14 protein-coding genes, 1 pseudogene and 1 riboswitch are annotated in these 13,999 nt (G+C 67.5%); of the genes and pseudogenes, 10 read left to right on the forward strand and 5 right to left on the reverse strand.

Annotation, left to right across the window (positions count from 1 at the left end; genetic code table 11):
* Window positions 1-5 precede the first annotated feature (5 nt).
* A complete protein-coding gene (locus I1A62_RS02055; RefSeq protein ID WP_257890362.1) occupies window positions 6-326 on the reverse strand; it encodes a lipopolysaccharide assembly LapA domain-containing protein in 321 nt (106 codons plus the stop codon).
* Window positions 327-601: 275 nt separating this feature from the next.
* Between I1A62_RS02055 and I1A62_RS02060 the strand changes: the two genes are divergently transcribed.
* Window positions 602-772, forward strand: coding sequence for a hypothetical protein (locus I1A62_RS02060; protein WP_219453783.1), 171 nt, complete (start codon window positions 602-604; stop codon window positions 770-772).
* A gap of 140 nt (window positions 773-912) precedes the next feature.
* Here the strand turns inward: I1A62_RS02060 and I1A62_RS02065 are convergent, their stop codons facing one another.
* Window positions 913-1,977 carry an NAD-dependent epimerase/dehydratase family protein gene (locus I1A62_RS02065; RefSeq protein ID WP_219453784.1) on the reverse strand — a complete coding sequence of 355 codons (1,065 nt, stop codon included), beginning with the start codon at window positions 1,975-1,977 and terminating at the stop codon, window positions 913-915.
* Between the two features lie 390 nt (window positions 1,978-2,367).
* Between I1A62_RS02065 and I1A62_RS02070 the strand changes: the two genes are divergently transcribed.
* Both I1A62_RS02070 and I1A62_RS45710 read left to right on the forward strand, forming a co-directional pair.
* Window positions 2,368-2,829, forward strand: coding sequence for an SRPBCC family protein (locus I1A62_RS02070; RefSeq protein ID WP_219455023.1), 462 nt, complete (start codon window positions 2,368-2,370; stop codon window positions 2,827-2,829).
* Window positions 2,830-2,912: 83 nt separating this feature from the next.
* Window positions 2,913-3,047: a hypothetical protein gene (locus tag I1A62_RS45710; protein WP_257890363.1), complete on the forward strand. Its 135-nt coding sequence runs from the start codon at window positions 2,913-2,915 to the stop codon at window positions 3,045-3,047.
* Between the two features lie 621 nt (window positions 3,048-3,668).
* Here the strand turns inward: I1A62_RS45710 and I1A62_RS02075 are convergent.
* Complete coding sequence (locus I1A62_RS02075) at window positions 3,669-3,887, reverse strand: ribbon-helix-helix domain-containing protein (RefSeq protein ID WP_219453786.1); 219 nt, start codon at window positions 3,885-3,887, stop codon at window positions 3,669-3,671.
* A gap of 784 nt (window positions 3,888-4,671) precedes the next feature.
* Between I1A62_RS02075 and I1A62_RS02080 the strand changes: the two genes are divergently transcribed.
* Together I1A62_RS02080 and I1A62_RS02085 are read left to right on the forward strand one after the other, a co-directional pair.
* The gene (locus I1A62_RS02080; RefSeq protein ID WP_219453787.1) at window positions 4,672-4,977 is read left to right on the forward strand and encodes a hypothetical protein; all 306 of its coding nucleotides are present in this window, start codon (window positions 4,672-4,674) and stop codon (window positions 4,975-4,977) included.
* 254 nt (window positions 4,978-5,231) lie between these two features.
* Window positions 5,232-5,681, forward strand: coding sequence for a hypothetical protein (locus I1A62_RS02085; protein WP_219453789.1), 450 nt, complete (start codon window positions 5,232-5,234; stop codon window positions 5,679-5,681).
* 140 nt (window positions 5,682-5,821) lie between these two features.
* Here I1A62_RS02085 and I1A62_RS47000 read toward each other — a convergent pair.
* A pseudogene (locus I1A62_RS47000) lies at window positions 5,822-6,681 on the reverse strand (recombinase family protein).
* A 298-nt stretch (window positions 6,682-6,979) separates the two neighbouring features.
* Between I1A62_RS47000 and I1A62_RS02095 the strand changes: the two are divergent.
* Both I1A62_RS02095 and I1A62_RS02100 read left to right on the forward strand, forming a co-directional pair.
* Window positions 6,980-7,201, forward strand: coding sequence for a ribbon-helix-helix protein, CopG family (locus I1A62_RS02095; protein WP_219453791.1), 222 nt, complete (start codon window positions 6,980-6,982; stop codon window positions 7,199-7,201).
* Window positions 7,198-7,608 (forward strand): PIN domain nuclease, encoded by a 411-nt coding sequence (locus tag I1A62_RS02100; RefSeq protein ID WP_219453792.1) that lies wholly within the window; start codon window positions 7,198-7,200, stop codon window positions 7,606-7,608. Before I1A62_RS02095 ends, I1A62_RS02100 begins: the two co-directional genes overlap by 4 nt.
* Before the next feature lie 407 nt (window positions 7,609-8,015).
* On the opposite strand, the gene I1A62_RS02105 is transcribed toward I1A62_RS02100, so the two are convergent.
* A complete protein-coding gene (locus I1A62_RS02105) occupies window positions 8,016-8,600 on the reverse strand; it encodes a transglycosylase family protein (protein ID WP_219453794.1) in 585 nt (194 codons plus the stop codon).
* An 8-nt stretch (window positions 8,601-8,608) separates the two neighbouring features.
* Window positions 8,609-8,822: riboswitch (cyclic di-AMP (ydaO/yuaA leader) on the reverse strand.
* 367 nt (window positions 8,823-9,189) lie between these two features.
* Here I1A62_RS02105 and I1A62_RS02110 point away from each other — a divergent pair.
* From I1A62_RS02110 to I1A62_RS02120, 3 genes are all read left to right on the forward strand, one after another.
* On the forward strand, window positions 9,190-9,828 hold the full coding sequence (locus I1A62_RS02110; protein ID WP_219453796.1) for a pyridoxamine 5'-phosphate oxidase family protein: 639 nt from the start codon (window positions 9,190-9,192) through the stop codon (window positions 9,826-9,828).
* 854 nt (window positions 9,829-10,682) lie between these two features.
* On the forward strand, window positions 10,683-10,976 hold the full coding sequence (locus I1A62_RS02115) for a WGxxGxxG family protein (protein WP_257890364.1): 294 nt from the start codon (window positions 10,683-10,685) through the stop codon (window positions 10,974-10,976).
* A 593-nt stretch (window positions 10,977-11,569) separates the two neighbouring features.
* Entirely contained in the window at window positions 11,570-13,777 is a 2,208-nt protein-coding gene (locus I1A62_RS02120; RefSeq protein ID WP_219453798.1) for an acyltransferase family protein, read from the forward strand.
* Window positions 13,778-13,999: the final 222 nt, after the last annotated feature.

Raw genomic sequence — 13,999 nt, forward strand, 5'->3', positions numbered from 1 at the left:
TCGACTCATGGGTGGATGGTGAGCGCGCGTTGCCGGTTCGCGGCGCGGCGGATCTGCAGAATCCGCACACCACCGGCAAGTGCCATGACCACCGCACCGGCGATCGCGGCGACCAGCAACGCCACACCCAGCGGCAGCGAGAAGTCCCACCCGAACAACTCCAGGGTGATGCTGTCGAGGTTCTGCAGGATGAACACCAGCAGCAGCATCACAACCAGCACGCCGACGACCAGACCGGTCCACAGCGCACCGGTCCGGGTGTGCCGGATGCCTTTACGACGAGCAAGGACGGGATGTAGTCGCCCGGCAGCATCCGGGTCCGGCATCGTGCCCGGCGGAACACCATTGTGCCGGGGTTCCGCCGGGAAATCGGTGGACGGATCAGCGGGTTCCCCTGATGAGGATGACATGTGGGCCCGAGTACCCACCTGCGGTTTCGGCTACTCCATGCCCAGTGGTGCTCGTGGCCGCGGGCACGCCGACCGTGCGGTGACGGAACTGGCCAGGGCGCGGACGGTGTCCAGGTGAGGGGCGGCCGAGGCGGTTGAGGCTCGAATGCGCACAGCACTGGTGGGGTATCCCACCTGAAGGCGGTGATCATATGACTACTCACGACTCGATTCGGCACTGGATTGCCGACCAGATGCAGCTCGACATCGGATCTGCCGAGCTTGCCGAACTCGCCACACTCGATGCTGTTACCGCGGCGGCGGAAGCAGGGTATGTGCGGATGCTGCTCCGCCTCCGCGAATACCAACCTCTGGCCGGGTGAAAAGGAATCGGCTCCGGGCTGCCTGGGACATCGGCGGGCACGACCCAGACTGTGGCAAAACCTGATCGATGCACGACCCTGGTAGACCGAACACGGTCCGATGGAACCAGGCTTGATTCAGAGTCCGAGTGCGGGCGCGTTCACGCTCGCTGGCCCACCCCGGTCGCGAACTCCCGCACCCTTCTCGCGAGGGTGTCGGACCGCAGTGGTGGCGTGGGCAGCCCGGCCCCGTCGTGGAGCCCGAGCAGGAACTCACGCAGAACCGCGCCCGGTGCATGTCGAGGCGTCCAATTCAATTCGTCTCGGGCTCGAGCGCAGTCCATCAACGGAAGCTGCAGCACCGTCTCGAACAAACCAGGGGAAGCGGGGACGGCGTGGAGGTGCCAGCCCACCGCCACGGCGGAGCGCACGATGACGGGCGCGACTCGCACACCGCGAGCACCGAATGCCTCTGCAAGGAACGCACCGTCCACGGGCGGCAAGGAAGCCAGATTGAACGCCCCGCGCGCGGGGTTGATCACCGCTGCCGCGTACGCGGTGGCGGCGTCCTCGGTGTGGAGCACCTGCACCCGCAGATCGTCGACGACGGGGACCAGCGGAATTCGGTCCGGGTGGACAAGTCGGCGAGCAAGCAGCGGCCCGAGGAACAGTCGGCGTTGCGAGGTCGCCGATTCTCGTTTGAAGATGAATCCGGGGCGCATCCGCACCACACGGATACTCGGATGCCGGGTTTCATACGCGTCGAGCCATCGCTCAAGGTACGCCTTCTCCCGAGGGTAGGCCGCTGTGGGCCAGCCGTGGGTCGGCCACCTCTCGTCGACCATCGCGTCGGAGGGACCCGGGGAGTACGCGGCCACCGAGGACGCGTAGACGAGGGCCGGGACCGATTCTTCCGCCACCGCCTCGAAGACCCGGATCGCACCGAGAACATTGTTGTTCCACGTATCCCGTGGCCGATGCGTAGGCTGGAACAACCACGCGAGATGCACCACGACGTCCGCGCCGCGCACGATCTCGTTCATGTCGTCGCGGGTCACGTCCGCGGTGAGGAATGTTGCACGTGCCGGGTTCCAGTTGCCCGGTCGGCGTGCGACGCCGACGATCTCGGCGATGGTCGATTCGCGAGTGAGGGCGTCGACGACACTGGTTCCCACATTGCCGGTCGCGCCGATCACGACGACCTTCAGTCCACGCGCGCTGCTCATGTCGAGCCGAATACCCCTCACGGAGAACGGCAACCGTCACCAGCGCCAGGCCTGTCGAGGAGCCGGCTCCCACCGCTGACGCAGGGTGTTTGCGGGCGAAAGTTGTGCGAACGGTCGACGCGGTCGGATCACGGGCAGGGCAGGTTTTTCGCCCATCATGTGCACCGAAACCTGCTCTGACGCAGCTGCGTTACAACGCAGGTGAGAGGGGTATTCGCTGACTCAGCCCAGTTCGCCCTGCCCGGCGCCCGGGCGCGGCTCCGCGGGCTGGCGCTGGCCCGGGGCGCAGCCTTGTCGCGACGAAAATTCGGTGCCCGTCCGATCGGCTGGCAGATGTTCCGGCAGGGCTCCGGTGTGTCGGATCCGGGATCGTCGGGTAAGCGGGGTGTCATGAGCACAATCACCGAAGCCATCGATGTCGATGTCCCGATCCGGGTCGTGTACGACCAGTGGACACAATTCGAATCCTTTCCGCAGTTCATGGAGGGGGTTAGGGAGATCCGTCAACTCGACGACACGCACGTGCACTGGGTGATCGATGTGGCGGGGCAGGTCCGCGAGTTCGACGCCACCATCACCGAGCAGCACCCGGACGAACGAGTCGCCTGGACCTCCGATTCCGGACCCAACCACGCCGGGGTCATCACTTTCCACCGACTCGACGACGAGAAGACGCGGGTGACCGCCCAGATGGACGTCGACCCGGACGGGTTCGTGGAGAACGTCGCCGACAAACTCGGCGTGCTCGGTCACCGAGTCAAGACCGATATGAAGAAGTTCAAGGAGTTCATCGAACACCGCGGACACGAGACCGGCGGATGGCGTGGCGAGGTCGACCGGCCTATCCCCTGACCGGTTCGAAGGACGCGATGGCATCGCGCCGCCCGGGTCGAAGTATGTCGTGTCCGGCGGACCGATCCGGGTACACGGTCACCATGCCCTCCTCTCCCCCCGCGCGTTCCCTTCCCCGCGTCCTCGGTGTCCTGACCGCCGCCTACAGCACCGCGATCGTCGTTTCACCCCGACTGCTCGCAAAGCCCTGCAAACTGATGTTCGCGTCACGAAACTAGAACCATAGATGACGGGGAGGTCAACGGCGGGACGCCACCCGGACCACGTGCGGATTCTGCAAAAGCCCAGGTCGAGGCGTCTCATAAGTTAATTCCACATGTGCGTGTCACAACCTTCGTGCCGACCCGACTTTCAGTGCGCCCCTGGAGATGATTTTGGGGGTACACGCGGCTGTCGACGCCCAAAGAGGAACTCGCGCAGCAGATCGACGCGCTCACCAAAACTGGGAGGGACCCCGGCGAACGTCTACGCGGGCAAGAAGTCCGGGCACCACCGAGCGTCCCGAACTGGCAGCTACGTTCGAACGGGCGAAGTGATCGTGGTGCATACCCTCGACCCGCGGCCGCGCCGTTCGCCTCTCGGAGAGGCTCTCGCACCGGCCGCCTCCGTGATCGCTACAAGAGGCCGAAGTACAGCGGGCGAGTCTTCATGGCATGAATGAGCAGCTCGCTCCCACTGTCGAAGGACAACCAGTTCCAAGAGCCGACCGTTCGGGTCGAAACCCAACCGGAACTCACACGCGGGTTGTCGTCGTCCAGACCAGCGGTATACGTGATGCTCCGCCGCGTAGATCCCATCGTTTTCGCTGATCCCGTGTTTGAGCGCAGATTTATGCGCCTTCACGCGACCTGGGTCCAGGCACGCACCGCTTCTCGAATCGCCTCGGAGCGAGAAACATGCTCCTGCTCGGCACGCGCGTTCAAGGCCTTCAACAATGCCTCGTCCATCCGCACCGGCACCACTGCACCGGGGCCGTCCCCGATGGTCGGTCGGCCGCGTTTGCGCAGCTTTTCGACGTCGTAACCGGCCTCGGCCTCGTCTGCCCACTGCTGGACCATCCCGTCGGTGACGGGCGCTCCGTCGATCGTCTCCGGCTGGTGGGGCGCGATACTCGAAATGTGCCGTATTCGTTCGGGCCGCGCCAGCGGGATATCTCGGACGAATCAGCCAGCGCCCATTCACTATCGTTGCAGCTCGACCAGCGCGTACCGCCATTCATCCCGGATAGGTATGTAGCAGACCCAAGAAACCATCCGCGGTCCCTTGTCGGCGCAACCTACCTGGCCAGCTCACCGAGAATGGGCACACGCTCACCAACGTGGAGAAGGTGATCAACGGCGAGCTGTCCGCCGAGGACATCGACATCAGCCGCCAGGCACTGACGCAGCCAGCACCCGACCCGTGATCGGGAGCGGAGGCGCTTGCCGTGTGGCGTGATCTGCAGCAACCCCAGGGTGAGAACCAGGCCCCCTCTGGGTGCGAAGTGTCAGCACTAGGGGGCGTTTTGGCCACTGTTCCAGGGGACGAGCGTGGACGACGCCCCACGAGGTGCTCCACCCAAAACGAAGGCACACCCAGGGCACAAACAAGGAACGTCTGATGTCCGAACCCCCCACGAAAGAACTATCCGAACTGGGCAAAGAAGCACTGAGACGACTGCAGGCTCAGCGTCTACCCTCGTTACCCAAATTCGGCCCCAGCTCACCGATACCCCCGCTCGAAACCCCTCCACCCAGCGCACTCACCCGCCTCGCAAATGCAGGCAGATGGGCCCTCAGAGGCGCAAGGGTCGTCGGAGGCGCAGTAACCAGCACCGCCGGGGCAACCCTGATCGGAGTCGCGGTGCTCGCCCTCGGCGCCGGATACCTCTGGGCCCGCTACGGCGGCGACAAGCCGGTCGAGTACGGCCCGCGGTTCGACCCGAAGCCCGCCATCGAAGCCCCCGCGGTGCCCGCCGCCGCCGCACCGGAGGCACCTGCACCACCTGCACCGCCCGCCGCCGCATCCCCCGGTGCCGTACCGGCACCCCCACCCCCGGTGGTGCCGCCCCAGCGGCCGTTCCCCAACCCGATTCGGCGCCCGGTCCGCAGAACCCCGCCGCAGCCGAGCAGCCCTCGATCCTCGAACCACCCCCAGGCCCCGACCTGACGCCGCTGGGCCTCCCTCCACTCGGCCCCGCCCTGCCGGCGCCCCTTCCTCCGCGTCCTGCGCCCGCAGTCGAGGTCCCGCCCGCGCCTGTAACACCGGCCGCGGATGCACCGGTGGTCGTGGCCCCCGCTGCTCCGGTACCGGTGCCCGAGGCGCCCTCTCCGGCACTCATTGCACCCGCACCTCCTGCCCAGATGCCCGATGCTGGGCATGGCGGAAGCGACCAGACGACGATGAGCGGTCACGATGCTCCCGTGGCACCACCGGTCGAGGTCGCACCGGTGGCACCGCCGATCGAAGCCGCACCCGTGGCACCACCGATCGAAACCGCACCCGTGGCACCGATGCCCGATTCTCCGCACGGCGCACCCGCTCCAGCTGACGTCGGTGGTACCGGTGCGGATCCCGGCACCTACACCGATCCCGGGACGTCGTACACCGATCCGGGCGCGACGTACACCGATCCGGGGACCACCTATACCGATCCGGGCACCACCTACGCCGACCCGGGCACTACCTACACCGATCCGGGCACCACCTACACCGATCCGGGCACGACGTACGCGGGCCCCGGTGCGGGCAGCAGCTACACCGATCCAGCCGACGTCGGCGGTTATGGTGCGGATCCCGGAACCTACACCGATCCCGGCACCAGTAGCGGCTACGCCGATCTCGGACTCATCGAGAGCGGTACCACCGGATAGACCGAGGGATGATCCTGCGAATTATCCGACGTGGAAGGCCCCGAACCCGTGACCGGATCGGGGCGCTTCCGCGTCTTACTGGCGTTGCGTTGTAGTACGTGACCTGGCGGGTGTCCGCTGCAGCGGATTCCCTTGGTGTCTCATGCGTGGTCCGGGCATAGAAGATCCGGGGTGACGGTCCAGCCGGCTGCGACGAGCCAACGTTGAACCGGCTTGATCAGGTCACCATCCACGGCCAGCTCGGCAAGTTGATCGGCGAGGATGGGGCCGTCGCCGCAGACGCTGCAGGCGATGTCGAATGCAAGTTGCCCGGGTTCGCAGTGCCGGCAGTGGTGTCGAGTGGTGATCGTTCCGCGGTGATCGGGATCGGGGTGGAGCCAGGTCACCGCGAGGTCGGCACGTTGGTGCGCTGCTTCGGCACGAGTTGTGGGTTCGTGCCCGCATGTCGGGCAGATGCGGGGGGGACCGGAGGGGTGGCGTGGGTTCTGGCGGCGCTGCCTGCGGAGGCCGGCGAGGCTTTTTGTCCAGATGTCCATAGACCGTGGTGCGCGGCACTTTCAGCATGCCCGCGATCTGTGCGACGGTGTGATCGCCCGCGTCGTACAGGCGTTGAGCCAGTTCGATCTGGTCCGAGCTGAGCTTCGAGGGCCGGCCACCCTTCCGGCCGCGGGCCCGAGCGGCGGCCAGCCCGTCGCGGGTGTTCGCCACGATCAACTCGCGCTGGAACTCGGCCAGGACCGACAACATGCCGAACATCGCGCGGCCCTCGGCAGTGGCGGTATCGATCCCCTGCTCGAGCACCTTCAACCCGATGCCGCGCTCCCGCAGGTCGGCGCCGAGTGTGATCAGATGCAGCATCGACCGACCGAGCCGGTCCAGCCGGGTGATCACCAGGACGTCGTCGGCACGGAGCCGCGCCAGTACCAAGATCGAGTTGCGGGCGTGACGCTTTCACCCCACGGTGGAACGGGAAACGAACGAGCCGGTAGGCGGCCCGTATGAACGCTCGCGCCGCAGCGACCAGTCCCATGGTCCGATCGTAACGCCGGCATGGACTGTGGTGATGCTGTTACCGCCTGGCCGAGTTCTCCAGCGCCGAGTTGATAGCGGCCAACACCCGGCGATGAGGGTCGGCTTGCGGGGGGCGTTTCCGATCGCCACACGCGAGGTCCGCGGCCATGCTGAACCGAAGCCGTCAGGTGGGTACTCACCCGCTGCTGCTGTGTTGCAGAGGGAGCGCGTTGGCATGCGAGCCCCGAACCCGGGTAGTGATATCATATGATATCAAGGAGGTAGTCATGTCCGACGTTTTGATCCGCAACTTTCCAGCGGAGGACCTGGCACTGCTCGACGAGCACGCTGCCCGCCTCGGGATCTCGCGCACCGAATTCCTGCGTCGTCAGCTGCAGCAGGAGGCGCGTCGCACCATCACCACGGTGTCGACCGCCGACCTGGTGCGGTTCGCCCAAGACTTCCCCGACCTGGCCGACGACGAAGTCATGCGCGACGCCTGGTCATGAGTGACCCCACGTGGCTCATCGACAAGTCGGCGATGGTGCGCCTGGGCACCACCCCGGACGCCGAACAGTGGGCCAATCGAATCCAGCGCGGTCTCGTCCACATCTGCACCGTCACGCTGCTCGAGGTCGGCTACTCGGCCCGTACCGCCCACGACCTGACGCGGGGACGACGCACCCCACCGCTATCGGCCATGCCCCTGGAGTATTCGACACCCGCGATCGAAGACCGCGCCCTGGAGGTGCAACGGCAACTGGCAGAACGGGGTCAACATCGCGCACCGTCGATCCCGGATCTGCTCATCGCGGCGACCGCGGAGATCGGCAACCGAGTCGTTCTGCATCTGGACAAGGATTTCGACCTGATCGCGGCGATAACCGGCCAACCACTCGAACGACTGGTGACCTAGCGGTCCGGACCAGGCCCTCGGCCTCCACCACGAGTGGCCGCGGACGTCCGGACGCCGGCGACGGGGTCGCGGTCGGTCGCGTCGCTGTGCCCGGGACCGATCACGACCCGCTCCGCCGACAACCTCACCTGGCTCCGGAGGTGAACGGGTGCACCGCCCACCGCATCTGGCTGCGGTCGGGCCGGACTCGCCACTTGACGTCGCCCCCGGGTTGTGACGAACCTGTCGTCGACCCGCACGGGCGGATTGTCCCCCGTTCGACGAGGACACCGAGTTCCCGTTGCCGGCGGAGTCGTTGCCGTACGCGCACCCGCACACGGTGATCAACCGCAACCGCTGACCAGGCGACAGAAGAGGGGCCCTGCACCGGATCGGTGCAGGGCCCCTCTTCTGTGAGTTGCGGGGGTCTACTGCGGGAGCAGTCCCTTGTTGGCGTCGATGAGCTGCAGGATCTGGGGATCGATGGCGATGCCCTGGGCCTTGACGGCCTCGATCGCGCTGTCGACGACGCCCGCGTACTGCGAGGTGCCGCCGTTGGTGCTGGGGACGCCGCCCGTGAGGTCGGGGAGTGCCGGCGCCGCGGGGGCCTCGGGCACGGTGGCGGGTGCGGTGCGCTGGGTGGGTGCGCTGCTCAGGCCGAGGCTCGAGGAGCAGGACGGCCATGCGCCCCAGCCCTGCGAGTCGAGGACCTTCTCGGCGACGACGATCTGCTGTTCACGCGAGGCCTGGTTGGCGGTGGCTGCGTACTGGGTTCCGCCGTGTGCGTTCCAGGTGCTCGGGGAGAACTGGAGTCCGCCCTGGAAGCCGTTTCCGGTGTTGATGCCCCAGTTGCCGCCGGACTCGCACTGCGCGAGGCGGTCCCAGTCGGAGTCGGGTGCCGCGTTCGCGGTGCCCGAGAAGGCTGCTCCGGCGACGCCCATGATGGCGCCGGTGACGGCGACCTTGGCGACGGTGCGGCCGGTGGTGGTGGGCTTGCGATGGCGTCCGCTCATGATGGTCGAGATCCTCTCCACACGCGCCTGCGAGGTCAGCTGTCGGGTTCGGGCTGAGAGGTCGCCCGGCCTCGCCTCTCCTGGCTGGAGAGGGTCTGGCTTCACCCCAAGATCCGACTGTGCGAGGCACATTCGGACCGGTGTCCGTCTGGGAACTTGCGTTTCCTGGAGGACTTTGGGTCCCCCGTCCTCGTCCCTGGAATGCTTCGTCGGGACTCCGGTACCCGCGGGACGAGGTTTGGCGCGGCGGGCCGGACGTGGCCGATGTTTCATCGACCGGAGACGACCGTAACGGCCGAACGCCACAATGTCACCATTTGATAACGCGAAGTGTCTTCGCCTCCTGCGAGGCCGCATTGGGCGCGCAAGGACCCGACCCAGCTCATGGCGATGGGACAGGCGCATCCCGGAGCCGTTGCCCTTCCGTTACCGAGCCGTTATGTGTTGCAGCTCACGCCACCGGTGTGCCGGGCTCGCGGTGCAGCTCGATCACACACCTCACGTCGCCCGTGTTGCTGCGCGCCGCGACGCACCCGCGGGTCCCGTAGGGTGAACCGGCCAATGATGCCGAACCGTAATGGAGAGACAGATGAGGCAGATCAGTAGCGGCGGAGAACGACACCTCCAGCATCGGTACGGCACCGTCGAGCGTGCCGCCCGGTTCTATGCCGAACAGGTGCTCGACCACCTCACTCCGGCGATGATCGACTTCGTCGGCCGCCAGGAGATCGCGTTTGTCGCCACCGCGGACGCGGCCGGCGAATGTGACAACAGCCTGCGCACCGGCGCACCCGGATTCCTGCACGTGATCGACCCCACAACCCTCGCCTACCCCGAGTACCGAGGCAACGGAGTGATGGCCAGTCTCGGCAACATCGCCGAGAACCCGCACGTCGGACTCGTGCTCGTCGATTTCGTCCACAATCTGATCGGACTGCACATCAACGGCGCGGCCCGGATCGTCGAGGACGAGGTGCTGCGCTCCGAACTCCCGGATCTACCGGGCGACGGCGCGCCGGGTCGCATCCCGCAGCGGTGGGTGGTGGTGGAGGTCAAAGAGGCATACATTCACTGCCGCAAGCACATTCCCCGCATGGAACCCGTTCCGTCCCACCGGGACCGGGGAACCGACGACGCGAAACGCAAGGGCGGTGACTACTTCGACGCCAAAGACACCCGGCGATATGACCGGGTGGCGGCGGAGTCCGCGTCAGCACCGAGGACATAGTTGACGGTCCGCTCCACCACGGGCGTCTCGGGTGTGCACGCCGATACCCGCCGTCCCCCGTCCACCGGCCGGGCGCCCGTGCACAGGCCGCACCCGCTCTGCGGGCTGGACCGTTCGGCTTCACCCCGACAGCCAGATCTGCCGGCCTTCCGATCCCCTTCCATCCGGCCGCCGTCCACGGATTCACCCGGTGATCGAGCGGGTATCCGCGAGAATGGGCACATGGCACCGCGGTGGCCTTCCGGGTGGTACTTCCATCGCACATGCGCACGGCCTGTTCAACACGCTCGGTGGCCTGTGGCCCCTGCTGCATCGCCGGAGCTTCGAAGCACTCTTCGGGACGAAGAACGATCGATGGTTGCTCTACACCGTCGGCGGCCTGCTCACCGGCAACGGTGTCGTGCAGATACTCTCGTCGGACACTACGGAAGGGTGGCGGTGTGCACGAGATCTGGGGGTGGCCACCGCTACGGTATTGCTCACGATCGACCTCGTCTACGTTCCGGCGGGCAGAATACCGAAAATATATCTGCTGGACGCGGCCATGGAGATCGGGTGGTTGGCCGCATGGGCACGGGAAACCAGTCGATGCCCCAGGCAACCTCCACCTCGGCTGTGAAGGCCGGAATGCCGGACCTGCAACAGAGGGACACTGCTCTCCGTGTCTCCGGGGGCAAGAGCCGTCTCCGTGTCTCAGATATGTGTCGAGTGGAACAGATTTTTTGCCTACCAGCTTGAAGTATTTCTGATTGGGGTGTGATCGATCGGGGTATTTGGATCTCTGACCGAGCGGAAATGGCGCCCACCGATGGTGGGACCGCGTTTCGTCACTCGAGGAAGATCAGGAGAAACCGATGCGTAAGACGATTGTTGCCACCCTCACCGCGACCACCCTCGCCTTCAGTGGTGCCGGACTCGCCCAGGCCGCCACACCAGCGGCCGCCCACGTCCCGGCCGCCACTGAGCAGGCGCAAGACGATTCCACCGACACCGACGACGGCGGCGACAACACCGGACTGTGGGGACTGCTCGGGCTGGCCGGTCTGCTGGGACTCGCCGGCCTCAAGCGCCGCAACGACATCCGCACGCCCACGGCACCGGCCACGACCACCACCACGTACGGCACCGATCCCGGCCACCGTCCGTAGAAAGTTCACCCACCGCCGGGTTACGGGGCGTAGAGGTGTGACCTCTGCGCCCCGTCCGCGTGCTATCCGGCCCGCGGTTGCAGGTGGGGGGAACGCGCCGGGGTCGGCGACACTGGCACCGGTGTGCTGGACCGGTTGAGGCTCTCGGCCATCACCCGCCGCCACCACAGGTCCAGCGGACTGGGGTCGGGCCAGACGATCGGATCGTCATTGGCGACGTCGGCACCGGGTCCTGGTCGGGGGCGATCCGTGGGCTCCTCGATAGGGTGCACGCAAAACCTCTTCCGCTTTCGGTGCCCCCGACCTCCGGGTTGCACTACCCCGACTTTGTCCGCCGGCACGCGCATCCCGGACAGGGACTGCGGTGCCGCCGGTCGAGCCGGAGAACTCGACGTTCACCGAGTACCCACGGACAGCTCGCCCGTACCATCACCATGTGTCGCAGCGGCCTGGGACCGGGTTCCTCGACGCCGTGGAGCGGCCGTCTCACCTCGAGCGGCATGCCGATGTATCTTTCTGAGTCGTTCGGTTCGGTGGCCCCGGCGGCCCCAGCACAGAGGGGCTCGACTCATGCGTCGATCGTGGGTGCTCGGATGAGCATCGTTACTGTTCCGGACCGGCCGCGGCGTTTTCGGCGGCACCGACCGGAGGGCGGGGACACCGGTTCCGGCGGTGTGCGGGCGCCGGCGCGCGGGTTCCGGACCGATATCGAGGGTTTGCGGGCCGTCGCGGTGCTGGCCGTGGTGTTCTTCCACGCGGGTGTGCCCGGGATCGACGGCGGGTTCGCGGGTGTCGACGTCTTCTTCGTCGTCTCCGGGTTTCTCATCACCGGTCTGCTGTGGCGGGACGTGGCGGCCACCGGCCGCGTGGGGCTGGCCGAATTCTACGGCGCCCGTGCCCGGCGACTGCTGCCCGCCGGGTGCGTCGTGCTGGTGGCCACCGCGATCGGCGCCGCCGTGCTCCTTCCCCCGCTCCAGGCCCGCGCGGTCCTCGGCGACGGCATCGCCAGCGCGCTCTACGTCGGTAACTACCGGCTGGCGCTGCACGGCACCGACTACCTGGCCGCCGACACGCCGCCGTCGCCGTTCCAGCATTACTGGTCGCTCGGCGTCGAGGAGCAGTTCTACCTGCTGTGGCCTGCGCTGATCATCGGGGTCGCCTGGCTCGTGCGGCGCCGGACACGACGCCTCGGCCCGGACCACGCACCGTCGGCGACCCCGTATCTGCTCGTCCTCGCCGTGGTCGCGGCGGTGTCGTTCGCGGTCTCGCTCGACTGGACCCGCACGCTGCCGCCGTGGGCGTTCTTCTCGCTGCCCGCCCGCGCGTGGGAGCTGGCCGCCGGTGGGTTGGTCGCGCTGTCGGTTCGGCACTGGCGGCGCCTGCCGCCGGTGGTCGCCGCGGCCGCCGGCTGGGCGGGTCTTGCACTGATCGTCTTCGCCTGTGTTCGGCTGGGCGAGACGACACCCTACCCCGGCACCGCCGCGCTGCTGCCCGTTCTCGGCACGGTACTGGTGATCGGCGCAGGCTGTGCGGCACCGCGGCTGGGAGTCGGCCGGGGCCTGTCCCTGCCGCCGATGCGGGCCGTCGGGCGGGTGTCCTACTCCTGGTATCTCTGGCACTGGCCGGTGCTGCTGCTCGCGCCGATCGTGCTCGGCCGCTCTCTCGATCTGACCGATCGGCTGGCGATGGTCATGGTGTCCGCAGGCCTGGCCGGACTGACACTGGCCCTGGTCGAGAACCCGGTCCGCTTCGCGGCTCCGCTGCGCCGCTCGGCCTCGCGCAGCCTCGTCCTCGGCGGAGCCGTCACCGCCGTCGCCGTCGGTGCGGCGCTGGTGCTGCTGGTGGCGCGACCGGTCCCGGTCGGTCACGGCGCCGCCGCCGCAGCCCTCACCGTCTCGACACCGGTCGAATCGGCTACTCCCGCAATCGATCCTCGTGACGCGGCGGTGAACGACATGACCGCGCAGGTGCAGTCGGCGGTCGCGGACGCTGCTGCGCTGCAGGCGGTCCCGTCGAATCTGTCGCCACCGCTCGCCGACGCACCGGCAGACAAGCCTGCGGTGTTCGTCAACGGCTGCGTACGGTCGTGGCTCGAGGTGGGGCAGGACGAGTGCGCATCGGGTGACGTGGCGTCCGCGACGACGGTGGCGCTGGTCGGGGATTCGCATGCCGCGATGTGGGCCCCGGCGTTCGAAGCGGCCGCCGAGCAGCGCCATTGGCGGCTGGAAACGATGGGCAAGGTCACCTGCCCGCTCCTCGATCTGCCCCTCACCAGCCCCTATCTCGGACGGGAATACAGCGAGTGCGAGCAGTGGCGAGGCGAGATCCTCGACCGGCTGCGCACCGAACGGCCCCGCCTGGTCGTGCTGAGCATGTCCCGGCGGTACGGCGCCGATTTCGGTTTCAGCGTGTACGGCAGGCCCTGGCTCGACAGCCTGACCCGACTGGTCACGGAACTCCGGGCCACGGGTGCGTCCGTCCTCGTCCTCGGGCCCGTCCCGGATCCGCAGTCGACCGTGCCGACGTGCCTGTCGGCGCACCTCGACGACGCGACTGCCTGCTCACCGCCACGGCCGGTAGCGGTCGACGACGCCGGGGTCGCGGCCGAGGCAGCCGCCACCGCGGCAGGCGGCGGACGGTACGCCGATCTCACCGCCCTGTTCTGCACCGCCGAGCGCTGCCCGGTCGTCGTCGGCAACGACCTCGTGTACCGCGACGACAACCACCTGACGCTCGAACACGCGCAAGCACTCTCCCCCGTGATCGCCGCCCTCGCCGACCGCGCCCTCACCCCCCGGTGACGCTGCGGGGGTGATGCGGACTCCCGCAGAGCCGGTGCATGGGCAGGTCCACCGGCATCAGTGTCTCGGGAGGTTATCCAGGCAGTTCGCTGAGCTCACCGATCGGTTGGGGGTTGCTGCAGCGCACGGTTCGCCGCCGAGACCTGGTCGCGGGGTCATTCACGATCAGGGGGTCGGTGCCGGGTAGCAGGCGACAGTGCCGGGATCAGCAGGTCGACGATG

This window comes from Rhodococcus sp. USK10, assembly GCF_019378875.1.
GTDB classification, from domain to species: domain Bacteria; phylum Actinomycetota; class Actinomycetes; order Mycobacteriales; family Mycobacteriaceae; genus Rhodococcus_F; species Rhodococcus_F pseudokoreensis.